18 protein-coding genes are annotated in these 22,847 nt (G+C 62.8%); 4 read left to right on the top strand and 14 right to left on the bottom strand.

Annotation, left to right across the window (positions count from 1 at the left end; genetic code table 11):
* Positions 1–4 precede the first annotated feature (4 nt).
* Both B5G16_RS06295 and B5G16_RS06290 read right to left on the bottom strand, forming a co-directional pair.
* A complete protein-coding gene (locus B5G16_RS06295) occupies positions 5–427 on the bottom strand; it encodes a DUF5606 family protein (RefSeq protein WP_087262318.1) in 423 nt (140 codons plus the stop codon).
* Between the two features lie 57 nt (positions 428–484).
* Positions 485–1,399, bottom strand: coding sequence for a mechanosensitive ion channel family protein (locus B5G16_RS06290; protein ID WP_087262316.1), 915 nt, complete (start codon positions 1,397–1,399; stop codon positions 485–487).
* Positions 1,400–1,561: 162 nt separating this feature from the next.
* On the opposite strand from B5G16_RS06290, the gene serB reads away from it, so the two are divergent.
* The 3 genes from serB to B5G16_RS06275 are packed head-to-tail and all read left to right on the top strand — an operon-like array spanning position 1,562 to position 4,439.
* A complete protein-coding gene (serB, locus tag B5G16_RS06285) occupies positions 1,562–2,785 on the top strand; it encodes a phosphoserine phosphatase SerB (RefSeq protein WP_087262314.1) in 1,224 nt (407 codons plus the stop codon).
* Positions 2,786–2,812: 27 nt separating this feature from the next.
* Positions 2,813–3,604, top strand: a complete 792-nt coding sequence (locus tag B5G16_RS06280; RefSeq protein ID WP_239406004.1) for a DUF5689 domain-containing protein — start codon at positions 2,813–2,815, stop codon at positions 3,602–3,604.
* Positions 3,582–4,439: a DUF5689 domain-containing protein gene (locus B5G16_RS06275; RefSeq protein WP_204228040.1), complete on the top strand. Its 858-nt coding sequence runs from the start codon at positions 3,582–3,584 to the stop codon at positions 4,437–4,439. Before B5G16_RS06280 ends, B5G16_RS06275 begins: the two co-directional genes overlap by 23 nt.
* A 15-nt stretch (positions 4,440–4,454) precedes the next feature.
* Here B5G16_RS06275 and obgE read toward each other — a convergent pair whose 3' ends face one another.
* From obgE to B5G16_RS06225, 10 genes are all read right to left on the bottom strand, one after another.
* Positions 4,455–5,468, bottom strand: coding sequence for a GTPase ObgE (obgE, locus tag B5G16_RS06270; protein WP_087262312.1), 1,014 nt, complete (start codon positions 5,466–5,468; stop codon positions 4,455–4,457).
* 256 nt (positions 5,469–5,724) lie between these two features.
* The gene (gene leuB / locus B5G16_RS06265) at positions 5,725–6,786 is read right to left on the bottom strand and encodes a 3-isopropylmalate dehydrogenase (RefSeq protein ID WP_087262311.1); all 1,062 of its coding nucleotides are present in this window, start codon (positions 6,784–6,786) and stop codon (positions 5,725–5,727) included.
* Positions 6,755–8,335 carry an alpha-isopropylmalate synthase regulatory domain-containing protein gene (locus B5G16_RS06260; RefSeq protein WP_239406002.1) on the bottom strand — a complete coding sequence of 527 codons (1,581 nt, stop codon included), beginning with the start codon at positions 8,333–8,335 and terminating at the stop codon, positions 6,755–6,757. The genes leuB and B5G16_RS06260 overlap by 32 nt, the downstream gene beginning before the upstream one ends.
* Positions 8,317–8,922 carry a 3-isopropylmalate dehydratase small subunit gene (gene leuD, locus B5G16_RS06255; protein ID WP_087262309.1) on the bottom strand — a complete coding sequence of 202 codons (606 nt, stop codon included), beginning with the start codon at positions 8,920–8,922 and terminating at the stop codon, positions 8,317–8,319. The genes B5G16_RS06260 and leuD overlap by 19 nt, the downstream gene beginning before the upstream one ends.
* Before the next feature lie 13 nt (positions 8,923–8,935).
* The gene (leuC, locus tag B5G16_RS06250; RefSeq protein WP_087262307.1) at positions 8,936–10,312 is read right to left on the bottom strand and encodes a 3-isopropylmalate dehydratase large subunit; all 1,377 of its coding nucleotides are present in this window, start codon (positions 10,310–10,312) and stop codon (positions 8,936–8,938) included.
* A 1-nt stretch (position 10,313) separates the two neighbouring features.
* The gene (locus B5G16_RS06245; protein WP_087262305.1) at positions 10,314–11,837 is read right to left on the bottom strand and encodes a 2-isopropylmalate synthase; all 1,524 of its coding nucleotides are present in this window, start codon (positions 11,835–11,837) and stop codon (positions 10,314–10,316) included.
* Positions 11,838–12,155: 318 nt separating this feature from the next.
* Complete coding sequence (gene ald / locus B5G16_RS06240; RefSeq protein WP_087262303.1) at positions 12,156–13,262, bottom strand: alanine dehydrogenase; 1,107 nt, start codon at positions 13,260–13,262, stop codon at positions 12,156–12,158.
* Positions 13,263–13,348: 86 nt separating this feature from the next.
* Positions 13,349–15,811: a TonB-dependent receptor gene (locus B5G16_RS06235; RefSeq protein WP_239406000.1), complete on the bottom strand. Its 2,463-nt coding sequence runs from the start codon at positions 15,809–15,811 to the stop codon at positions 13,349–13,351.
* A gap of 119 nt (positions 15,812–15,930) precedes the next feature.
* Positions 15,931–17,040 carry a porin gene (locus B5G16_RS06230; protein ID WP_087262301.1) on the bottom strand — a complete coding sequence of 370 codons (1,110 nt, stop codon included), beginning with the start codon at positions 17,038–17,040 and terminating at the stop codon, positions 15,931–15,933.
* A 162-nt stretch (positions 17,041–17,202) separates the two neighbouring features.
* Positions 17,203–18,654: an aminoacyl-histidine dipeptidase gene (locus B5G16_RS06225; protein WP_087262299.1), complete on the bottom strand. Its 1,452-nt coding sequence runs from the start codon at positions 18,652–18,654 to the stop codon at positions 17,203–17,205.
* A gap of 65 nt (positions 18,655–18,719) precedes the next feature.
* Between B5G16_RS06225 and ispF the strand changes: the two genes are divergently transcribed.
* Entirely contained in the window at positions 18,720–19,202 is a 483-nt protein-coding gene (gene ispF / locus B5G16_RS06220) for a 2-C-methyl-D-erythritol 2,4-cyclodiphosphate synthase (protein ID WP_087262297.1), read from the top strand.
* Positions 19,203–19,276: 74 nt separating this feature from the next.
* Here ispF and B5G16_RS06215 read toward each other — a convergent pair whose 3' ends face one another.
* Positions 19,277–19,819 (bottom strand): DUF4251 domain-containing protein, encoded by a 543-nt coding sequence (locus B5G16_RS06215; RefSeq protein WP_087262295.1) that lies wholly within the window; start codon positions 19,817–19,819, stop codon positions 19,277–19,279.
* Positions 19,820–20,029: 210 nt separating this feature from the next.
* Entirely contained in the window at positions 20,030–22,846 is a 2,817-nt protein-coding gene (uvrA, locus tag B5G16_RS06210) for an excinuclease ABC subunit UvrA (protein ID WP_087262293.1), read from the bottom strand.
* Between the last annotated feature and the right edge of the window lies 1 nt (position 22,847).

The raw sequence follows: 22,847 nt of genomic DNA, 5'->3' as shown, positions 1-22,847 counted from the left end.
AAGTTTATTGCTGCTCCGCAGCCGCATCCTCCTCGACCGGAAGCTTGAACTCCGTGAAGCCCACGCTCACCAGCAGGTTATACCACGAAAAGCATTTCTTGATGTCCGAAACATGCACCCGCTCCCGGTCGTACTCCGGAAGAACCTCCGCAAAGGCCGCCTTCAACGCCTCGGGCGACGACTTCGGGTCGATGGCCGTCTTGCCGCCCGTATGTTCGTAAATCCGTGTGAAAACATCCGCCAGCGCGATGTCGTCACCCTCGGTGAACATCGAAATCTCCGACAGCGCACTCACCCGCGCATTCGCCGAAGCGTTCATCCGGCGACCGTCCAGCAGCGACTCCACGATCACGCCGCGCGTCGACTGCGCCACGTACTTATACAACCCCGGCTGGCCCGAAATGGCCAGAATCTCTTTCAATTCCATAGTTTCTTCTTGATTTGGTTCTATTTCCTATTGGTCCGCGGAGGTATCAGACCTCCGTCAATCATTCTTCACATGCACGTCCATCTGCGGGAACGGGAAGTTGATCCCCGCCTTCGGAAGCTCCTTGTAGAAGCGTTCGTTGTATTCGAAAAAAACCGCCCAGTAATCCTCGTTCCGCGTCCACACCCGGATCGTCAGGTTCACCGAACTGTCCGCCAGCGCCGCAACCCACACCACCGGAGCCGGGTCCGGAAGAATCCGCGCATCGCCGTTCAGCATCCCCAGAATCACACTCCGGGCCGTATCCACATCGTCGCCGTAGGAGATCCCGACCGTCCAGTCCACACGCCGAAGCTCGGCCGTCGAGTAGTTGTCGATGATCGCCGTCGCGATCGAGTTGTTCGGAATGTAGATCGTCTGGTTGTCCGTCGTCGTGATCACCGTCGAGAAGAGTTTGATCTCCCGGACCGTGCCCGACTGTCCCTGCGCCGAAATGTAGTCCCCCACCCGGTAGGGCTTCATCAAGAGGATCATAACCCCGCCCGCAAAGTTCTGCGCCGTGCCGCTCAACGCCATACCGATGGCCAGCGTCGCCGCCGAAGCCACCGCAATCAGCGACGTCACGTTCACACCAAGCGTCGATACAACGATCAGAATCAGCAGCAGCGTGAAGACCGCACGGACCGAACTCCGCGAAAAGGCCCGAAGCGACTGGTCCACGTTGCGCCGCTCCATCGCCACGTCCAGCAGCCGGATCAGCCGACGAAGAACCCACCGCCCGAGGTAGTAAACAACCAGCGCAATCACGATCTTGATAACAACCCACAGCGCCTCCGACAGCAGATTGCGCGAAATCTCACTGAAATCCAAATTCATCAGGCGGTTGACGGTCTCCGCAAACTTCGCCTTCTGGACGCTGTCCGGCACCATGAGCGGCGCCGCGGGAGTATCGGTTGCAAATAATGTCCACATGGTTCCTGTCGTTTGGGGTACGGGCTGCAAAAATACGTCCGAAATACGCTTTTGATCTCCCGGTTCCCTCTTTTATCGCACAAAAATAGCCAAAAAAAGCAGAACTTTATTAACTTTGTCTATGCTTTTTACCGAAACGCCCAAAACACCCTTCGTCAAACCATGCAGAACAACGTCGAAATCATTCAGATAAACATCTCCGGAGAGGACAAGCCCGGCATGACCTCCTCGCTGACCGAAATCCTCGCCCGATACGACGCTTTCATCCTCGACATCGGACAGGCCAACATCCATCAGTCGCTCACGCTCGGAATCCTCATCAAAACCACGTCCGACAAGTCCGGATTCATCATGAAGGAGCTCCTCTTCAAGGCCTCCGAACTCGGAGTCATGATCCGTTTCACGCCCATCTCCGAGGAGAAGTACAACGACTGGGTCGGAAGACAGGGCAAAAACCGATACATCATCACCCTCCTCGGTCGAACCGTAACCGCCCGACACATCGCCGAAGTCACGAAGGTCGTCGCCGAACACGGACTCAACATCGACGCCATCAAACGACTCACCGGACGAATGCCCCTCAAAGAGGACAACCGCGCCGCAAAGTCCTGCATCGAACTCTCCGTGCGCGGTTCGCTCTCCGACGAGGAGCGAAGCACCATGCAGGAGGGATTCATGAACCTCTCCGAAATCGGACTCGACGTCTCCTTCCAGAAGGATGACATCTACCGCCGAAGCCGCCGCCTGATCTGCTTCGACATGGACTCCACGCTCATCGAAACCGAAGTCATCGACGAACTCGCCGAACGCGCCGGAGTCGGCGACCGCGTCCGCGAAATCACCGCCAGCGCCATGCGCGGCGAAATCGACTTCCGCGAAAGCTTCACACAGCGCGTCGCCCTGCTCAAAGGTCTCGACGTATCCGTCATGGAGGAGATCGCTCGCAACCTCCCCATCACCGAAGGACTCGAACGGATGATGACCATCCTCAAACGGGTCGGATACAAAACCGCCATCCTATCCGGAGGATTCACCTACTTCGGAAACTACCTCCGCCAGAAATTCGGGTTCGACTACGTATACGCCAACGAACTCGAAATCGAAAACGGAAAACTCACCGGACGATACGTCGGCGAGATCGTCGACGGTCGCCGAAAGGCCGAACTCCTCCGTCTGCTCTGCCAGTTCGAGTCGATCAACATCGCACAGTCCGTCGCCGTCGGAGACGGAGCCAACGACCTCCCGATGCTCAACCTCGCGGGACTCGGCATCGCGTTCCATGCAAAACCGAAAGTCAAGGCCACGGCCCGTCAGTCCATCTCGACCATCGGGCTCGACGGAATACTCTATTTCCTCGGCCTGAAGGATTCGAGAATCGAGGCCTGACCCCGCGCCCCCCGTCGTTCGCCGAAAATGATCCCGCTCTGCCGCAGATCCCTCCCGAAGGCTGCCGCAATCGCCGCGCTGACGGCTCTTGCGGCAACGGGGTGCTACGACAGCGGATTCCGCAGTCCGGACCCCTCGCAGACCGAAGAGTCCGTCACCCAGACCATCGCCGGACTCAAAGACCGATTTCTCGGAACTCCGTTCGTCGTGGAGACCGACATCGCCGTCGCCGGAGTCGTCATCTCCTCCGATCAGGCGCAGAACTTCTACCGCACGATCTGCATCGAGGAGAATGGCGCGGCACTCGAAATCATGGCCGGAATCGACCGCCTGCACAACGATTTCCCGATCGGATGCCGCGTGGCGCTCCACCTGAAAGGACTCACCGTGGCCGAAAGCCGCGGCGTCCTCCAGGTCGGAAAGGCGCCCGCGCCCGGAAGCGGGTACGATACAGACTACATCGGTTCAAAAGCCGAACTGGACCGGATTCTCGTCCGAACATCCGAACGCATCCTTCCCCTGGTCCCCACACCGATGAGCATCCCGGAACTAACGGTCGGACGGTGCGGAACCCTGGTCCGGATCGAAGGGCTGCATTACGACCCCGAAGAGCTCGCGGAAAGCGCTTGGAGCGGATACAAAAACTTCTCCGACAAGGATGGAAACTCCGTCTGCACCTACGTGCGCAACTATGCCGCATTCGCCGGAAACGACGTGCCCGTAGGCGAGGTCGCGCTGACCGGCATCCTGCAATACGACAACACCGGCGAGGGACGATTCCTGCTGAAACTCCGTGATGAAAACGATTGCGTGCATTAGCCTGCTGCTGGCCGTCGGGTGCGACAGCTCCTCCGAACCCCGTTTCGACCAAACTCCCGAAGCAACCCGCATCTCGATCGCCGGGCTCAAAACCCTCTGCGACGGAGCTGCTTCCGCACTCATCGCCCGCGATGCGACCATTTGCGGCGAAGTCGTCGCAAACGATCTGTACGGAGAGTTCCTACGTGAGATCATCATCCAGGACGATACGGGCGGAATCACCGTCGCCATCGAAAGCCAGCAGCTCGCCGACCGATTCCCGTTCGGAGCCATCGTGGAGATCCGATGCAACGGACTATCGCTCTGCGATTACGGTGGCAAAATCGAGATCGGAACGGAACCCGGCGACGACGGAAAACCCGGTGAAATTCCCGAAGAGGAGATCGATCGCTATCTCCGCACGGTCGGTACAGCAGAAACGGAGCCCCGGATACGGATCCTGCGCTTCGGGGAGGTGACGGAACGTCACGTCGACACCCGCGTGCGGTTCGAAGGGGTACGCTTCGTCGAAACCGGAGCCGCATGGTGCGATACCGATCCCGAAACCGGGCGTCTCGTCTCCACCGAACGCGAAATCGTCGATTCCGACGGAAACCGATTCTTCGTCAGGACCCTGTGGAGTTGCTACTACGGAACCGAACCGCTGCCCGAAGGCGACGGCGCCCTGACCGGCGTGATCGATTATTTCGGAGGAAAATACACCCTCCGGGTCACCTTCCGGGAAAAGGAATTCCCTGTTACAGAAGGAGAAAGGTTCCTTTACGAAGGGGGGGGGTTCGGCGACGCCGTCGCCGAAAAGGCCGAGGTCGGAACAAACGCAGACCCGGAATCGTGAGGCGATGCCGACGGCTTACCGTTGCAGCGCCTCCCAGAGCATGTCTTTCAGCGTCCGGATGTTCAGACCCGAAACGGAGGAGATAAATACCGACGGAACACCCTCCGGCAGGTGTGTGCGCATCTCCGCCATCAGCTCCTCGTCCAGCATGTCGCACTTCGTGACAGCCAGCAGCCGCTCCTTGTCCAGCAGCTCGGGGTTATACTGGGTCAGCTCGCCCAGCAGGATGTCGTAGTCCCGCCGGATGTCGTCGCTGTCGGCCGGAATCATGAACAACAGCACCGAGTTGCGTTCGATATGCCGCAGAAAGCGCGTACCCAGACCCCGGCCTTCGTGCGCACCCTCGATGATCCCCGGAATGTCGGCCATCACGAACGACTTGTGGTCGCGCACCTCGACGATCCCCAGATTCGGTTCCAGCGTCGTGAAGGCGTAGTTCGCGATCTTGGGCTTCGCCGCCGAGACAACCGACAGCAGCGTCGATTTCCCCGCATTCGGGAACCCTACCAGCCCGACGTCTGCCAGCACCTTCAATTCCAGCACGAAGGCCCCTTCGTCGCCCTCCTCGCCCGGCTGCGCATAGCGCGGCGTCTGGTTCGTGGCGCTCTTGAAGTGCCAGTTCCCGAGGCCGCCGCGCCCCCCTTTCAGCAGGACGAGGCGCTCGCCGTCTTCGGTCACCTCCCCCACCGGTTCGAGCGTCGTCGTGCCGTCCTCCAGCTCCACCACGCGCCGCGCCACCGTGCCCAGCGGTACCGGAATCACGATGTCCTTCGCATCCTTGCCCGAAGAGCGCGCCCCGGAGCCGTTCTCGCCGTCCTCGGCGAACTGGTGGCGCTGGTATTTCAGGTGGATCAGCGTCCAGTACTGTTTGTCGCCCACCAGCACGATGCTGCCCCCCTTGCCGCCGTCGCCGCCGTCCGGGCCCCCGAAGGCCACGAACTTCTCGCGCCGGAAGTGTGCCGAGCCCGCGCCGCCGTGTCCCGAACGGGCGAAAATCTTGACGTAATCCACGAAATTCGATCCTGCCATACGCTTTTCTGCATTTGACGCAGCCGGCAATCGGCGCCGGTGCGGGTTTTCCGCCTGCAAAGATAGTACAAAAAATGCAGACCGCGAAAACGGTCTGCACAAGAGAGAAATTCCGGAACTCGGGCACCCCCCCCGCCGGAAACCGGGGCCGGGAGGAACCGATGTGCGGCAGAACCGGAAGCATCCGGGTCCGCGAGCGGCCGGAGGGGCCGGAAGAAAATCAGCAGAAACCCAGGAAATCCGGGCCGCCGCCACGCTACACGTGAGCCGCCACGTAGTCGCCCACCTCCGAGGTCGTATAGCGCCGTGCCCCGGGGGCCGTCAGGTCCTCCGTGACGATCCCCGCCGCCAAAGCGGCATTCACCGCCTCGCGAACGGCACGGCCCTCGGCGTCGAGACCCAGGTGTTCGAGAAGCATCGCCGCCGAGAGGATCGTCGCCATCGGGTTGGCGATGTTCTTCCCCGCAGCCTGCGGGTAAGATCCGTGGATCGGCTCGAAAAGGGCCGCATCCGCCCCGACACTCGCCGACGACAGCATCCCCAGCGACCCGCTGATGACACTCGCCTCGTCGGTCAGGATGTCCCCGAACATGTTCTCCGTGACGATCACGTCGAAATGCGTCGGCTGGCGGATGATCTGCATCGCCGCGTTGTCCACGAACATGTAGTCCACCTTCACCTCCGGGTATTCGGCCGAGACGCGCTGCGCCGTCTCCCGCCACAGCCGCGAGGTTTCCAGCACGTTCGCCTTGTCGACGACCGTCAGACGGCGGCGGCGCGTCATCGCCAGACGGAACGCCACATGCAGCACCCGCTCGATCTCCCCGACCGTATAGGTGCAGGTGTCGAAGGCCCTTTTGCCCCCTTCGTCGCGCCCCTGCGGACGCCCGAAGTAGATGCCGCCCGTCAGCTCGCGAACGCACACGAAGTCCGTGCCCCGCACCACCTCCGGGCGCAGCGGAGATCGGTCCGCCAACGCCTCGAACAGCGCCACAGGCCGCAGGTTCGCAAACAGTCCCAGCGACTTGCGCATCCGAAGCAGACCCTGTTCGGGGCGCACCTTCGACGTCGGGTCGTTGTCGTACTTCGGGTCCCCGATCGCCCCGAACAGCACCGCGTCCGCCGACTGGCAGATCCGGTGCGTCTCCTCCGGGTAGGGATCCCCCACCGCGTCGATCGCCGCAGCGCCCACCAGCGCCCGCGTATAGCTGATCCGATGGCCGAAACGTTCGGCAACCCGGTCCAAAACCTTCACGGCCTCCGCGATGATTTCGGGGCCGATGCCGTCACCGGGCAACAATGCAATCTTGATTTCCATGATTCGTATGGTTTGTTTCGATGATATTCAACATCTTGACCGTCGCCTTGATCGCCGCTTCCGTCTGGTCGGCGTCCAGCCCGTGCGTGCGGAACGTGCGCCCCTCCGACTCCCACGTGATGATCGTCTGCACGAAGGCGTCCGTCCGTCCGCCCGGAGGAATCGACACCGCATAGTCCCGAAGCATCGGGAACCGGCGCCCCAGCTGCTCGCGGTAGATCTGGCGAAGCGCACGCATGAAGGCGTCGTATTGCCCGTCGCCCGCCGACGTCTGCTCGTACTGCTCGCCGTGGATCTCGATCCGCAGCGTCGCAACGGGCCGCAAACCCTGTGCCAGCGACAGGCTGTAATTCAGAATCCGCACCGGAGCGTCCGTCTGGTCGTAGCGAAGCACGTCCGCAACGATATACGGAAGGTCGTCCAGCGTCACCAGCTCCTTCTTGTCGCTCAACTCCACGACCCGCTCCGTCACCTTCCGCATCGCCGTCTCGTCCAGCTCAATGCCCAGCACTTCGAGGTTTTTCAGGATGTTCGCCTTCCCCGACGTCTTGCCCAGGGCGTATTCCCGGACCCGGCCGAAGCGCTCCGGAAGCAGTTCGTTGAAGTAGAGGCCATTCTTGTTGTCGCCGTCGGCATGGACCCCCGCACACTGCGTGAAGACGTTCGCGCCCACGATCGGGCGGTTCGCCGGAATCCGCACGCCCGTATGCGACTCCACGGTGCGGCTCACGCGGTAGATCCGCGACTCGTCGATGTCGGTTCGGCACCCCAGCCGGTCGTGGAGCACCGCCACGGTGCTCGACAACGGCGCGTTGCCCGCCCGTTCGCCCAGTCCGTTGATCGTCACGTGGACGCCCCCGAAGCCCGCACGGACCGCGGCGGCCGTATTCGCAACCGCCAGGTCGTAGTCGTTGTGGGCGTGGAAATCGAAGTGAAGCGACGGGTAGCGCGTCGTCATTTCGCGGCAGAAGTGCTCCGTGTCGCAGGGGTCCAGCACCCCCAGCGTGTCGGGGCACATGAAGCGCCGAACCGGAAGGTCAGCCAGGGCGTCGAGCATCGCATAGACATAATCCGGCGAGCGGCGCATGCCGTTCGACCAGTCTTCGAGGTAGAGGTTCACGCCCATCCCCCGCTCCGCGGCCCGCAGGATCTCCGCACGCACGTCCGAAAGATGCTCCGCCGGCGTGCGCCGCAGCTGCTCCTCGCAGTGGCGACGCGAACCCTTCGCCAGCAGATTCACAACCCGGCAGCCCGCCGTCCACAGCCACTCGACCGAGACGCCCCCGTCGATGAAGCCCAAAGCCTCGACCCGGTCCGCGTATCCCTTCCCGGAGGCCCACTCGGCAATCGCCCGCACGGCCTGCTCCTCGCCCTGCGAAACCCGCGCCGAGGCGATCTCGATCCGGTTCACGCGCAGCTCTTCGAGCAGCAGACGCGCGATCGACAGCTTCTCGCGCGCGTTGAACGACACGCCCGAGGTCTGTTCCCCGTCGCGAAGCGTCGTGTCCAGAATCTCGACCGTCCGGGTCGTCATTCCGTCGTTCCGCATCGTTGCCGCTCGTAGGATTCGATCTCCGCCGAGATGCTCCGCAGGTAGTCCACGTCGTCGTAGCCGTTTTGCAGGCACCGTTTCTTATAGGCGTCGATCTCGAACGGCGTGCTCGCACCGCTCGACACGATCGTGAAAAGCTGGTTGTCCAGGTCGACCGTGAACTGCGCCGACGGGTCGCGGCGGATCTCGTCGAAGATCGCACGGAGGAACTCCTCGCTGACCCGCACCGGCAGCAGGCCGTTGTTCAGCGCGTTGTTGCGGAAAATGTCCGCGAAGAAGCTCGACACAACGACCCGGAAACCGTAGTCGGCAATGGCCCACGCGGCGTGTTCGCGCGAACTCCCGCAGCCGAAGTTCCGCCCCGCCACGAGGATCTGCCCCCCGTAGCGCGGGTCGTTCAGCGGAAACGTCGCAACGGGACGGTTCGCCGCATCGTAGCGCCAGTCGCGGAAGAGGTTGTCCCCGAAGCCCTTGCGCTCCGTAGCTTTCAGAAAGCGTGCCGGGATGATCTGGTCGGTATCTATGTTCTCCACCTCGACGGGCACCGCCCCCGAAGTGAAGGTCTCGAATTTGGGTATCGACATGTCGTTCGTGTTTTTAAAATCCGAAAAGTTCGCGCGGGTCGGTGATGCGCCCCGTCACCGCGGCAGCTGCGGCTACCGCAATGCCCGCAAGCATCGTCCGCGCTCCGGGGCCCTGGCGCCCCTCGAAGTTGCGGTTCGAGGTCGAAACGCTGTATTTCCCTGCCGGGATCTTGTCCGCGTTCATCGCCAGGCACGCCGAGCAGCCCGGCTGCCGCAGTTCGAAGCCCGCATCCGCAAGGATCCGGTCCAGGCCCTCGGCCACGGCCTGCGCCTCCACGCCCTTCGAGCCCGGGACGATCCACGCCGTGACGCCCGCAGCCTTCCGGCGGCCCCGGACCAGCTCGGCAAAGCGCCGCAGGTCCTCGATCCGCCCGTTCGTGCAGCTCCCGACGAAGACATAATCGACCGGCTTGCCCAGCATCCGTTCGCCCGCCTTGAAGCCCATGTATTCCAGCGCCTTCGGGTCCGCAGCGGCCGGGATCTCGCCGTCGATCGCCATCCCCATGCCGGGGTTCGTGCCGTAGGTGATCATCGGCGCGATGTCGGCGGCGTCGAACCGGTACTCCTTGTCGAAAACCGCATCCGCATCGCTGTAAAGCTCCCGCCAACGCGATACGGCCTCATCGAACGCCGCACCCTGCGGCACCCGTTCGCGGCCCCGCAGGTAGGCGAACGTCTTCTCGTCCGGAGCGATCATGCCGCCCCGCGCCCCGCACTCGATGCTCATGTTGCAGACCGTCATCCGGCCCTCCATCGACAACGAGCGGATCGTGCTCCCGGCGAACTCGATGAAGTAGCCCGTGCCGCCCGAAGCCGTGATCTGCGAAATAATATATAGAATCACATCCTTCGCCTCCACGCCCGGGCGCAGCGCCCCGTCGACCGTGATGCGCATCGTCCGCGGCTTGGTCTGGATGATGCACTGGCTCGCGAAGACCATCTCCACCTCCGAAGTCCCCACGCCGAAGGCCACGGCCCCCAGCGCCCCGTGCGTCGACGTGTGGCTGTCGCCGCACACGATCGTCATCCCCGGCTGCGTGAAGCCCAGCTCCGGGCCGATGATGTGCACGATGCCCTGACGCGGGTTCCCCACGCCGAAGTGCTCGATGCCGTGTTTCGCGCAGTTCGCCGCCAGAGCCTCGACCTGACGCCGCGACTCCGGTTCCCCGATCGGCAGGTGCTGGTTCACAGTCGGGATGTTGTGGTCCGCCGTCGCCGTGATCTGCGACGGACGCGCCACGCCGATCCCCCGCCGGTCCAGACCCGCAAAGGCCACCGGCGAAGTTACTTCATGGATATACTGGCGGTCGATGTAAAGCACACAACGGCCCCCGTCCTCGATACGCACCGTGTGTGCGTCCCAAATCTTGTCCAAAAGCGTCTTTCCCATATCACGCCTCCTCTTCTTCCTTGCGTTCCGTAACATTCAGGGCGCGGAGTGCGTCGAGGAACGCCTCGACCGACGCCCGCGTCGTATCCGTATGGGCCGCGAAACCGTGTACCGTGCGGTTGCCGCACGCCACCTGAACGTGGACACGGCCCACGTCGTTCGAGCCCCGCGTGATGGCCTGCATCAGGAACTCCGTCAGCACCACCTTCTCGTTGATCAGCGTCTTGATCGCCGAAACCGCAGCATCCACCGGCCCGTTGCCCGTGGCGATCGCCATCCGCTCGTGGTCGCCGAATTTCAGCACCACCGTGGCCGTCGGAACCAGCGTCCCGGTCGTCACCTGCAAGAACTTCAACGCCACGGACTGCTGTTTCATCCGGTCGATGTCTCCCACCAGGTACAACAGGTCGTAGTCGTGGATCTCCTTCTTCTTGTCGGCCAGCGCCAGGAACTTCTCGTAGGTCGCGTCCAGCTCCTCCTGCGTCAGGTCGTAGCCCAGCAGTTCCAGCCGGTGGACCAGTGCCGCACGTCCGCTCCGAGCCGTCAGCGCAATGACCGACTCGTTCAGGCCGATATCCTGCGGGTCGATGATCTCGTAGGTTTGGCGGTCCTTCAGGACCCCGTCCTGGTGGATGCCCGACGAGTGCGCGAAGGCATTACGGCCCACGATCGCCTTGTTCGGCTGGACCGGCATGTTCATCAGGCTCGAAACCAGGTGCGACGCCTTCGTGATCAGGCGAGAGTCGATCCCCGTGTCGATCGCCACGTCCTTGTGGCAGCGGAGCGTCATCACCACCTCTTCGAGCGACGTGTTGCCCGCCCGTTCGCCGATGCCGTTGATCGTCACCTCCGCCTGCCGTGCCCCGTTCAGAACGCCGCTCAACGTGTTCGCCGTGGCCATGCCCAGATCGTTGTGGCAGTGCGTCGAGAGAATCGCACGGTCGATGTTCGGAACGTGGTCCATCAGGTACTTGATCTTCGCGCCGTATTCGTTCGGAAGGCAGTAGCCCGTCGTGTCCGGAATGTTCACCACCGTCGCACCCGCGGCAATCACCGCCTCGACGACCCGCGCCAGGTAGACCACGTCCGCACGACCCGCATCCTCGGCGTAGAACTCAACGTCCTCGACATAACGCTTCGCGTACTTCACCGCCGCGATCGCCCGTTCGAGAATCTCCTCCGGCGTCGAGCGCAACTTGTCGTAGATATGCTGCGGCGAAACACCGATACCCGTGTGGATCCGTTTCCGTTTGGCCAGGCGCAGCGCATCCGCCGCAACGTCGATATCCTTCTCCACGGCCCGCGTCAAGGCGCAGATCGTCGGCTCCGATACCGCTTTCGAAATTTCAAGAACCGAGTTGAAGTCTCCCGGACTCGAAATCGGAAAGCCCGCCTCGATGATGTCAACGCCCAGCGCTTCCAGCAGCTTGGCGACCTCGATCTTCTCCGTGGTGTTCAACTGGCAACCGGGAACCTGCTCCCCGTCGCGCAACGTGGTGTCGAAAATGTACAGTCTCTCGCTCATACTCGAACCTTTTTATGAAAGGATAAAAATGCAGTGACGCCCCCTCACGCTTCCCGTGCGGCAAACGCCACCGTTTACTGGCTTTTCACTTACAATCCGTAATCAGATCCCGTTTCCAAACTGAAATCCGAACGGATATGCACGTCTTTCCCTGCCGGAATGAAACATCACTCACTCACATAACGTGCTCGTTCTTTGGCAAATATAATAATTTTTTAAGATTTTCAAAAACAAAAACCACAAATTTCGATTCTTTACACGAAAGCGGCCCCCCGATCCCGAAGGTCGGAGGGCCGCAATACACTCGGAATGCTCCCGTTACAACGTCAGCGGCTCATAGGGAAGTCCCCACGCCTCGGCAACCGGCCGGTAGACCGTCTTCCCCGAGACAATGTTCAGTCCCAAAGCCAGCTCCGCATTCTCGCGAGCCGCCCGCTGCCAGCCCTTGTCGGCCAGTTGCAGCACGTAGGGAAGCGTCGCATTCGTCAGCGCCAGCGTCGACGTGCGCGGAACCGCACCCGGAATGTTCGCCACACAGTAGTGCAGGATCCCGTCCACGTAGTAGACCGGATCCTCGTGCGTCGTCGGACGCGACGTCTCGAAGCAGCCGCCCTGGTCGATCGCAACATCCACCATCACCGTCCCCGGCTCCATATCCTTCAACATCTCCCGCGTGACCAGCTTCGGCGCCTTCGCCCCCGGAATCAGCACCGAACCGATCACCAGATCGGCGTGTTTCAGCTCCTCGCGGATGTTGTACTCCGACGACATGAGCGTCTTCACGTTCTTCGGCATCACGTCAGCCAGGTAGGTCAGCCGTTGCAGCGAGATGTCGCAGATCGTTACGTCGGCACCCGTCCCGGCTGCCGTCCGTGCCGCGGCCGTACCCACGACTCCCGCGCCGATCACGAAGACCTTCGCCGGCTTCACGCCCGGAACGCCGCCCAGCAGCACCCCCTTGCCGCCGCGCGGCTTTTCCAGAAAGTAACGGCCCTCCTGCGTCGCCATGCGCCCCGCAACCTCCGACATCGGAATCAGCAGCGGAAGCGACCCGTCGGCTCGCTCGACCGTCTCGTAGGCGCAGCAAACCGCCCCGCTGTCGAGCATCGCATGCGTCAGCGGCTCGCTGCTCGCAAAATGGAAGTAGGTGAAAACCAACTGGTCGCGGCGGATCAGCTTGTACTCCGGAGCGATCGGCTCCTTCACCTTCACGATCATCTCCGCCGCAGCGTAGACATCCTCGATCGTCGGAAGAAGCTCCGCCCCCACAGCCGTATAGGCCGCATCGGGAAAGCCGCTGTTCTCTCCGGCCGAAGCCTGTACATAGACTTGGTGTCCCCGCTTCACGAGCTCCCGGGCCCCGGCAGGGGTCAGACCAACGCGATTCTCGTTGTTCTTGATCTCTTTTGGAATTCCGACAATCATGGGTTGAAGTTTTTAAGGTTTTACCCCTACAAAATACGAATTCAAAACCGAAATCCCAAAAAAATCATCCGATTTTTATCTCCGCGTCAGAATCGGTAAGAGATCGTAAGGTAGAACGTCCGCGGGAGCAGGTACATATAGCGCGTGGCGTGCGGCGTGTAGTAAGTCGCGTCGCCCGACGAGATGCGGCGCACGCGGAGCGATTCGTAACCGTTATAGGGTATATCGCTGTCGCCCAGCAGATTCTTCAACAGCAACGACACCGTGAGCCGCGAATGCGAAAACCAGAAGGTCTTGAACAGCGAGCCGTCGAGCGTGAAGGCGTCCGGAAGGCGCTCCTGGCAGGTGAAGGCCGCGAAGGCCTCCGGCGTGATGCCGCCCTGTCCCGCAAGCCGGTCCGTACGCCGCAGCGCCATCGGCTCCACGAACCGGCGGCCCGCGTAGCCCGTCGACAGGTGAACGCCCCAGCCCCGGCGGCCGAACCACGACAGTTCGCACGCGGCGGTCAGCTGCGGAGCACCGCCCACCGCGCAGCCGCCCATCCGGCTCCGGGAACCCCGGTCCACAGGCGTATTGTCCACGTCGGAGAGAACCGTCACGACCGGATCCCGCACGTAACGGTAACGCCCCGCCGAGGCCGCCAGCGTCAGCTCCCAGCGATCCGCAAGCCGGATGTCGGCGGCCAGCTCCACACCGCAGGACCACGTACCGATGCCCGTGACCGCGAGGTCGCAATAGACGTAGGACATGTCGTCGTAGTAGCGGCGCGTCTGCATGCCGTCGCGCGTCAGCACCGTGAAGAGCGTCGCCTGGAAATCCACCCGCGGGCCCGTCAGGCGGTAGGCGGCTTCGGCCGCAAAGCTCCGCTCCGCACGGGCATCACCGACCGTGCGGTTGTTGTAGAGCGGCTGGTAGAAGAGATCCGACGCCTCGGGCGTGCGCGACGACGCCAGAAGCGTCAGCGACGCATAGTGCCGCGGCGTGAAGGACCACCCCGCCGTCGCACGCACCGTCCACGGCGCAAAGCGCAGCGTGCGCGACGGTCCGTAGGACTGCGAGCCCGGGAAGAGCTCCTTCTCGTAGTGGCCCCGGCGGTTCACCGACGAGTGGCCGAGCGAGAGCCACAACGCTCCGAGAAAGCGGTCCGAGCGGTAGTCCGCCTCGAAAAACGCCTGCGCATGCCGCGTCGTGAGCGTATAGTCGTAGCCGAAGCGGTCGCCCGTGCGGATCGTCCGGTCCGGATGCCGGAGATCGTTTTGGAGCAGCGTGCCGTAGGTGTCGTCGTCGATCAGGTACTGGTCGATGTCGACGATATGGTCCGCGCCCAGCAGATCGCGCATCTCCTTGTAGTTGCGTCGGTCGTCCAGCCGCACCTCGGCACCATAGCGGAGCGTCAGGCTGCGATCGACCTCCGTCGTGAAAAGCGCGCGCAGGGTCGCGTCCCAGCGCCGCTCGACCCGGTCCTCCAACGCATAGACCGCATGCCCGCCCGCCATCCGGTTCTGGCGGATCAGTTCGTCCCAGTCGATCTGCGTATAGTGCGGGTCGTCGGAGAGCCACGCCGTCTCGGTCGCCCGGTCGCCCGTATAACTCGGAAGGTAACGGTAGTTGTCCGGCATCGGCGTCCGGGCGTCGTACCACCCCAGCGAGCTGTACCGGTTCTTGCCCGCGGTGGCGCCCAGCGTCAGGTGCAGCGCCGTCGACGGCGCAAGCGACCTCTCCCACGCCGCCACGGTCAGCGGAAGCGTCTCGCGGCGGACCCGCGAATTGCGCACCCGGCCGTTCTGGAAACCCCACGCCGGGTTATAGAGCCGGTCGCCGGTGAGCGCGAAGGCCTCCTCCGAGGTCGACAGGCGCATCCCCTGCATCGAAACGGGCACGATGCAGAGCAGCGACAGCGCATCGCCTCCGTCGAAGGTGCGCGAAAGACGGAAGCCCGCCGTCACGGCATTCGTGAAGACCCCCTCGACGTGCAGGTCGCGGCCCGTCCGGAAGTCGGCTCCCGCCGCAAGGCGCCAGCCCCCGGAAAGGCGCACCGTGCCCGAAACCCGCGTGCCGAAGCAATAGTTGCGGTCGGCGAAACGCACCGAGACCAGGTAAGGTTGCAGCGGCTCCCCGTCCGGAAAGCGGAAAAGGGTCCCGCCGCCCGTACCCGGAAGCATGCCCGGGGCCGATTGGAGACCCGGGTTGCGGTTCTCCTCGGCGCCGAGCAGGCGCAGAAGCGTGAAGTAACGGTAGGAGAGGCCGATGCCCGAAAGGGTGTTGCGCTCGGAGGTGTAGTCCAGACCCCGGCGGCGGAGCGCGACCGGAGGCAGCGCAAAATCCGTATAACGGCCGTAGAGATCCTCGGCGCCCTGAACCGCCCGGTAGAAGAGCGTCGTGTCGGAGGTCAGCAGCGGACGACGCTCCTCACGCTCCGCATACGGGTAGTAGTATTCATCGTCGGAATAAGACTGGGCCGCGGCCGGGAGGATCGACAGCGTGTCGAAACACGCGGTCGTCAGCAGGCCGAGGAGAATCCGGGAGATATGCCGAAAGGCTTGTTGCATCGTCTGGACTGCCGAAGCCGCAGTCCGGGTCCGGCCCTGTCGCGGCTTCCTGCATAGCACAAAGATAGCAAAACATAGCAATTTCGGAAACCCCCGGGCCGTTTTTCAACGGCCGGCAATCAGAAGCGGACCATGAACTCCGCGACGATCTTGTCCTGCTCGGAGAGCGCCGGCGTGGCCGTCGCTCGGTAGAAATAGGCCTCGTAGTTGAGACGCACGTCCGCACGGAAGGGAAGACCCAGGCTGAACGTCACGCCGCCCGTCACGCGGTGACGCTCCGGATCGTCCGCAACAAGGCATCCCGTCGTCGGGTCCGCGACTCCCGTGCTGTGGTCCGACATGTAGTCATAGCGCGCCAGCAGCGAGATCTGACGCAACGCCCGGCAATGCCTCAACGGAAGATTCCGGCAGACGAAGGCATCCCACACATCCACACCGGGGAAGGCGTCCGAGGCGTAGTTCTTACGCAGGTATTCCGCCTCGACATGCCAGAAGCGGTCCTCGTAGAAAAGCCCCGCATCATACATCCGGATGTCGACCCGGTCCGGGTGCGTCTTCTGGATGCTCATCGTCAGGTTGACCCGCTCGGCAAACTCCACCTGCACCTTCGCCGAATAGTTGAACGTCCCGGTCCAGAAGTCCTTCTGGTCGGTGAGCCCCGATCCGTTGAAAAGACCCCCTTCCAGCGTCACCGGAACCCGCTTTCCGAAGCGCCACCCCACCGTCGCACCCACATCGCGGACGTTGCCCGCCTGCTTGGCGATGAACGAGCGGTTGGCAAAGTACTGCTCGTGCGGCGAGCGGTGTGCGTCGATCGTGAACGGAACGCGCATCTGGCCGATCGTGAAGCGCACGCGCCGGTCCAGCAGGTTCAGCCGCGCATAGGCGTCCAGCATCTTGATCGAACCCTCGTCCGAAAGGTCGATCTCCGCCTTGTAGTCCACCGCCCGCGTCACGCTGCCCGAAAGGCTGAAGCGGGCGTTGCGCACCTCGAAGCGACCCTTGTCGATCTCCGGCTGGTACTCGAATTTCGCACGGACCGTTCCGTGGAGCTGCACCGTGAAGGTCGGATCAGAGTCCCGGGTCTGGGTGTCGGCCGGTCCGCGGGCCGGAAGCGCAGGAGCCGTCCGAAGCGTATCCGGCACAGCGTCCGAGGCCGTCGTGGCGGCTGTGGATTCCGACAGCAGCAGGCCGGAGGTCAGAAGCAGGGTCAGCAGGAGGCTCTTCATAACCGAAAGTCGTGTTTTTCCGACGGCAAAGGTCTGAAACAGATTTTGCAGCGGCGCGACAAGTCGGTTACATTTCCATGACAAAGGACTCTCAACTCTCAAAAAACGGGGCCGCAACATCGAGTTGCAGCCCCGCATAGCTATTCCGCGGCAAAGGCGCCGTCAGAGATTACGCAGCGTCTCGCACAGCAGCGACCAGAACTTCGGAACCGTGGCGATCTCCAACCGCTCGTCCGGAGAGTGGACGCCCCGAAGCGTCGGCCCGAACGACACCATTTCCAGATCGGGGTACTTTTCCAGGAAAAGGCCGCATTCCAGACCCGCGTGGATCGCACGAACCTTCGGCTTCGCCGCGAAGAGCCGCTCGTAGGCCTCCTCGGTAACCTGCAACAACCGCGAATCGGGATTCGGCGTCCACCCCGGATAGCCGTCCGAATGCGCCACGTCGGCACCCGCCAGCGCAAAGACCGACTCGACCATCTGCATCACGTAGGTCTTCGCGCTCTCGACCGACGACCGCTGCGACGACGTCACCACGATGCGGTTACGATCCTCGAACTTCACCGATGCGAGGTTCGTCGAGGTCTCCACCAGCCCCGGAACCGCAAACGACATGGCAACCACCCCGTTGGGCACACCTACCAGCGAGTAGACCAGCCCGAACTGCGTCCGTGCGTCGAGCACCTCCTCGACCTCCGGCATCTCGTTCAGCGTGATCTTGAAATTCGGCTCCCGGAAGCGGAACTCCGCTTCGAGATCCGCGGCGAACAACCGGTAGCGTTTCACGAAATCGTCTTTCAGGCGCGCCGGAACGCCGAAGATCGCGTAGGCCTCGCGCGGGATCGCATTCCGCAGGTTGCCCCCGTTGAAGTAGCTCAACCGAAGCTCGCACGACTGCATCCCGTCCCACAAGAGCCGCGCAACCGTCTTGTTCGAATTGACGCGCCCCTTGTCGATGTCGTCCCCCGAGTGGCCGCCCAGCAGGTCCGAAACGTCCACCCGGAAAAAGGCGTAGTTCTTCGGCGCCGGCTCCATCGTGCCGTGGAACGTCGCGATCGTGTCGATGCCCCCCGCGCAGCCGATAAAAAGCTCGCCCTCGTCCTCCGAGTCGAGGTTGATGAGGTATTTGCCCGTGAGCATCCCCTCGCCCAGTTCGAAGGCCCCCGTCAGGCCCGTCTCCTCGTCCACCGTGAAGAGCGCTTCCAGCGGCCCGTGCTGCACCGCAGGGTCCAGCAGCACGGCCAGAGCCGCCGCCATCCCGATGCCGCAGTCGGCACCCAGCGTCGTCCCCTCGGCCTTCACCCACTCGCCGTCGATCCGCGTGCGGATCGCGTCGTGCTCGAAGTCGAACTCCACGTCCGAGTTCTTCTCGCACACCATGTCCATGTGCGATTGCAGGATCACCGCCGGGCGGTCCTCGTAACCCGGCGTCGCAGGCTTGCGCATCACCACGTTCCCGATGGCGTCCTTCTTGTATTCGATGTTGTGCCGCCGGGCGAAATCGACCAGAAATTCGATGATCCTGCCCTCCTTCTTCGAGGGGCGGGGAACCTGCGTGATCGCATCGAACTGCTCCCACACCAGGCGCGGTTCCAAAGTAGAAATTGCTGACATAGGCTTCATGTATTTTTGCAAAGTTACGCTTTTTTCCCTATTTTGGCAACTCAAAACGCTATGTTATGACGGATTTCAGAATCGGGCACGGTTACGACGTGCACGCACTTGACGACGGGCTGCGGCTCGTCCTCGGAGGCGTGGAGATCCCTCACGCCAAAGGATGCGTCGCCCATTCGGACGGCGATGTCGCCATCCACGCTCTCTGCGACGCCCTGCTCGGCGCCGCCGCTCTCGGGGATATCGGGCTCCACTTCCCCGACTCCTCCGACGAATTCCGCGGAATAGACTCCCGGATTCTCCTGCGCCGCGTCGCCGCGCTCCTCCGCAAAAAGGGGTACGCGATCGGCAACGTCGACTGCACGATCCGCATGCAGCGCCCCAAACTCCGCCCCTACATCGACCGCATGCGCGAAGCGCTGGCCGCAGATCTCGGAATCGACGCCGACCGCGTATCGGTCAAGGCCACGACCACCGAGCAGCTCGGATTCGAGGGCCGCGAGGAGGGCGTATCCGTCTCCGCCGTGGCGCTCATCTTCCGGCCTTGACCGAAACGGGCCGCAGGCCGTAAAAAAAGCCTCTCCGAAAATCGGAGAGGCTTTTTTTCGCCGGTCGGCGCCGATCAGTAGAGCTGCGAGATCGACCCCGAATACTGGACCGCATTGTACCACGGATTCGTGATCGTCAGGTTCGCACCGCCCGTGCGCGAGAAGATCTCGAACGTGAACGTATAGTTCGAGGCCGAGAACAGCGACGTCGAGAAGGTCACCATCCACCCCTCGTGCGTCTGCTCGGTCGTATAACCCTGCAAGTTCGAAACCGTATAGTTCAGGACCGTCGTGTAGTAGGGAGGAACATAGCCCTTGATGTAGGGAAGGCAGATGTCCGCAGTCCCGTCCCAGATCCCCACGTTGAACGTCGGGTTCATGATCTGACGCATCGGGCCCGCCGGCTGCTGCTGCATCGTCTGCGGGTTGAACTGGAAATTCCGCGACAGAACGATCGAATCCATCGTCTTCTCATAGTTGGCGATACGTTCCGCACGACGCTGTTCGCGGACCTCGCGCTGCTCCTGCTTCGGAGAGAGCACCTTCTTCTGTCCGATCACGGTGACGGCCCCCGCACACAGCAGCAGGCCCGCAACAAAAATGGCTGTTTTTTTCATGGCACATAGATTTGGTATCGGCCATGAACACAAAATCGATGCCACAGGCCGGGGTCTCCGCGTCCCGGCGCGTGGAACAGCCCGCCGTCACTACAACCTGCGTCCGAAGCGGTTGCTGCCGGGGTCCGGACTTCCCGAAACACAGGACGAGATCCCGCATTCCCGAAAAAAACGGCCGGACGGAGAACTCCCGCGCCCGGCCGATACGGATCAAAGTCCCATCTGTTTCAGGAACCGGCCCGTATAGCTCCTCCCGCACTGCGCAACCTCGTGCGGCGTACCCTCGGCGATGATCTCTCCGCCCGCAGCTCCGCCCTCCGGACCGATGTCGATCAGGTGGTCGGCAACCTTCACCACGTCGAGGTTATGCTCGATCACGATCACCGTATTCCCCCGGTCCACCAGCTTGTTCAGCACGTCGAGCAGCAGCCGGATGTCCTCGAAGTGGAGTCCCGTCGTCGGCTCGTCCAATATATAAAGGGTGCGGCCCGTGTCGCGCTTCGAAAGCTCCGCCGAGAGCTTGATCCGCTGGCTCTCGCCCCCCGACAGCGTCGTACAGGGCTGGCCCAGCGTCAGGTAGCCCAGGCCCACGTCCTGGATCGCCTTCAACTTCTGGTGGATCGCCGGGATGTTCTCGAAGAACTCCACCGCCATGTTCACCGTCATGTTCAGCACGTCGTCGATGTTCTTCCCCTTGTAGCGCACTTCGAGCGTCTCGCGGTTGTAGCGGTGGCCGCCGCACGCCTTGCAGCGCACGTAGACGTCCGGCAGGAAGTTCATCTCGATGGTCTGCACGCCCGCACCCCGGCACTCCTCGCACCGGCCTCCCTTCACGTTGAACGAGAAGCGCCCCGCCTTGAAGCCCCGGATCTGCGCGTCGGGCGTCATCTCGAACAACTTCCGGATGTCCGCGAAGACGTTCGAATAGGTCGCCGGATTCGAGCGCGGCGTCCGCCCGATCGGAGACTGGTCCACGACGACCAGTTTGTCGATATGCTCGATCCCCTCGATCGAATCGTATTCCAAAGGCTGGTCCAACGACCGGTAGAGCGCCTTCGAAAGGATCGGACGCAGCGTCTCGTTCACCAGCGTCGACTTCCCCGAGCCGCTCACGCCCGTCACGCAGATGAGTTTCCCCAGCGGGAAGCGCACCGTGACGTTTTTCAGGTTGTTGCCCCGCGCCCCGCGGATCGTGACCGCCTCGCCCGTGCCCGGACGCAGCGTCTCCGGAATCTCGATCCGGCGGCGGCCCGTCAGATAGTCGGCCGTGATGGTGTTCGTCTTCACGATGTCGTCGAACGTCCCCGCAGCCACGATCAGTCCGCCCCGCCGGCCCGCCTTCGGGCCCACGTCCACGATGAAGTCCGCGGCGCGCATCATCTCCTCGTCGTGCTCCACGACGATCACCGAGTTGCCGGCGTCGCGAAGCTCCTCGAGGCTCCGGATCAGCCGCCGGTTGTCCCGCTGGTGAAGCCCGATCGAGGGCTCGTCCAGAATGTAGAGCACGTTCACCAGCTTCGAGCCGATCTGCGTCGCCAGCCGGATCCGCTGGCTCTCGCCCCCCGACAGCGACCGCGACGACCGCGCCAGCGACAGGTAGCCCAAGCCTACGTCCATCAGGAAGCGAAGACGCTCCGAAATCTCCTTGACGATCTCCTGCGCGATGCGCCACTCCTTGTCGCTCATCGCCCCGCGCAGCGTCGGAACCCACTCCGAGAACTCCGCGATCGACATCGCCGAGACCTCCGCGATGTTCTTCCCCGCAATGCGGAACTGCAACGCCTCCTTTTTCAGGCGCGTGCCCCCGCAGACCGAACATTTCCGGTAGACGAGGAACTGCTCGCGCCACTTCTGGCCCCGTTTCGAGTCGTCGTCCTCCGTGCGGCCGATGTACTCCGCGACGCCCTCCCACGAGAGGAACTGGCGCCCGCCCGAAGAGCTGAACTCCGTCAGGTCGACCGTCAAAGGCTCCGAATCACCGTACAGCACCGCGTTGAGCGCCTCCTCCGAGAAGCTGTCCAGCGGATCGTCCAGCGTGAAGTCGTAGCGACGGCCCAGCATTTCCAGCGTCGCGAAGAGCATGTTGTTGCGGTATTTGCCCAGCGGCTCCACGGCCCCCTCGCGCAGCGAAAGGTGCATGTCGGGGATGATCTTCCCCAGATCGAAGACCGCCTCCTCGCCCAATCCGTTGCAGTGCGGGCAGGCGCCCTTCGGCGAGTTGAACGAGAAGGTGTGCGGGGCCGGGTCCTCGAACGCTATGCCCGTCGTCGGGCACATCAGGTGCCGCGAATAGAAGCGCTGCTGCCCGGTCCCGTAGTCGTAGACCGCCATCGTCCCCTTGCCCTGGCGCATCGACTCCTTCAACGAGGTGACAAGCCGGTCGCGCGACTCCTCCCCCACGATCAGCCGGTCGACAACCAGGTCGATCGTGTGGATCTTGTAGCGGTCGAGGCGCATCCCCGACGAGATCTCGCGGATCTCACCGTCGATCCGTGCGTAGATATACCCCTTCCGCGCCAGCGACTCGAACAACTCCCGGTAGTGGCCCTTGCGACCCTTCACCACCGGAGCCATCAGCGCAATGCGCCGCCCGGCAAAGCCTTCGAGAATCAGCTCCGCAATCCGGTCGTCCGTGTAGTGGACCATCTCCTCGCCCGTCACCGGCGAGTAGGCCCGCGACGCCCGCGCATAAAGAAGACGCAGAAAGTCGTTGATCTCCGTCACGGTCCCCACCGTCGAACGCGGGTTCTTGTTCGTGGTCTTCTGCTCGATGGCGACAACCGGGCTCAAACCCGAGATCTTGTCCACGTCGGGACGCTCCATCGTCCCCACGAACTGACGCGCATAGGTCGACAACGTCTCCATGTAGCGGCGCTGTCCCTCGGCGTAGATCGTGTCGAAGGCCAGCGACGACTTCCCCGACCCCGAAAGACCCGTGATGACCACCAGTTTGCGGCGCGGAATTTCCAGATCCACGTTTTTCAGGTTGTGGACCCGAGCGCCCTCTATCTTGATCGTTTCCTCCATA

Source organism: Alistipes sp. An66, assembly GCF_002161445.1.
Lineage (GTDB): Bacteria > Bacteroidota > Bacteroidia > Bacteroidales > Rikenellaceae > Alistipes > Alistipes cottocaccae.
This window is presented reverse-complemented; position numbering and strand designations above follow the sequence as displayed.

What these genes read in the sequence shown, in the direction of transcription:
- B5G16_RS06245 (WP_087262305.1), bottom strand. Translation starts at nt 11,837, where the DNA reads ATGAGCGAGAGACTGTACATTTTCGACACCACGTTGCGCGACGGGGAG.
- ald (WP_087262303.1), bottom strand. Translation starts at nt 13,262, where the DNA reads ATGATTGTCGGAATTCCAAAAGAGATCAAGAACAACGAGAATCGCGTT.
- B5G16_RS06235 (WP_239406000.1), bottom strand. Translation starts at nt 15,811, where the DNA reads ATGCAACAAGCCTTTCGGCATATCTCCCGGATTCTCCTCGGCCTGCTG.
- B5G16_RS06275 (WP_204228040.1), top strand. Translation starts at nt 3,582, where the DNA reads ATGAAAACGATTGCGTGCATTAGCCTGCTGCTGGCCGTCGGGTGCGAC.
- B5G16_RS06290 (WP_087262316.1), bottom strand. Translation starts at nt 1,399, where the DNA reads ATGTGGACATTATTTGCAACCGATACTCCCGCGGCGCCGCTCATGGTG.
- ispF (WP_087262297.1), top strand. Translation starts at nt 18,720, where the DNA reads ATGACGGATTTCAGAATCGGGCACGGTTACGACGTGCACGCACTTGAC.
- B5G16_RS06280 (WP_239406004.1), top strand. Translation starts at nt 2,813, where the DNA reads ATGATCCCGCTCTGCCGCAGATCCCTCCCGAAGGCTGCCGCAATCGCC.
- leuD (WP_087262309.1), bottom strand. Translation starts at nt 8,922, where the DNA reads ATGTCGATACCCAAATTCGAGACCTTCACTTCGGGGGCGGTGCCCGTC.
- B5G16_RS06260 (WP_239406002.1), bottom strand. Translation starts at nt 8,335, where the DNA reads ATGCGGAACGACGGAATGACGACCCGGACGGTCGAGATTCTGGACACG.
- leuC (WP_087262307.1), bottom strand. Translation starts at nt 10,312, where the DNA reads ATGGGAAAGACGCTTTTGGACAAGATTTGGGACGCACACACGGTGCGT.
- B5G16_RS06295 (WP_087262318.1), bottom strand. Translation starts at nt 427, where the DNA reads ATGGAATTGAAAGAGATTCTGGCCATTTCGGGCCAGCCGGGGTTGTAT.
- leuB (WP_087262311.1), bottom strand. Translation starts at nt 6,786, where the DNA reads ATGGAAATCAAGATTGCATTGTTGCCCGGTGACGGCATCGGCCCCGAA.
- serB (WP_087262314.1), top strand. Translation starts at nt 1,562, where the DNA reads ATGCAGAACAACGTCGAAATCATTCAGATAAACATCTCCGGAGAGGAC.
- B5G16_RS06225 (WP_087262299.1), bottom strand. Translation starts at nt 18,654, where the DNA reads ATGTCAGCAATTTCTACTTTGGAACCGCGCCTGGTGTGGGAGCAGTTC.
- B5G16_RS06215 (WP_087262295.1), bottom strand. Translation starts at nt 19,819, where the DNA reads ATGAAAAAAACAGCCATTTTTGTTGCGGGCCTGCTGCTGTGTGCGGGG.
- B5G16_RS06230 (WP_087262301.1), bottom strand. Translation starts at nt 17,040, where the DNA reads ATGAAGAGCCTCCTGCTGACCCTGCTTCTGACCTCCGGCCTGCTGCTG.
- uvrA (WP_087262293.1), bottom strand. Translation starts at nt 22,846, where the DNA reads ATGGAGGAAACGATCAAGATAGAGGGCGCTCGGGTCCACAACCTGAAA.
- obgE (WP_087262312.1), bottom strand. Translation starts at nt 5,468, where the DNA reads ATGGCAGGATCGAATTTCGTGGATTACGTCAAGATTTTCGCCCGTTCG.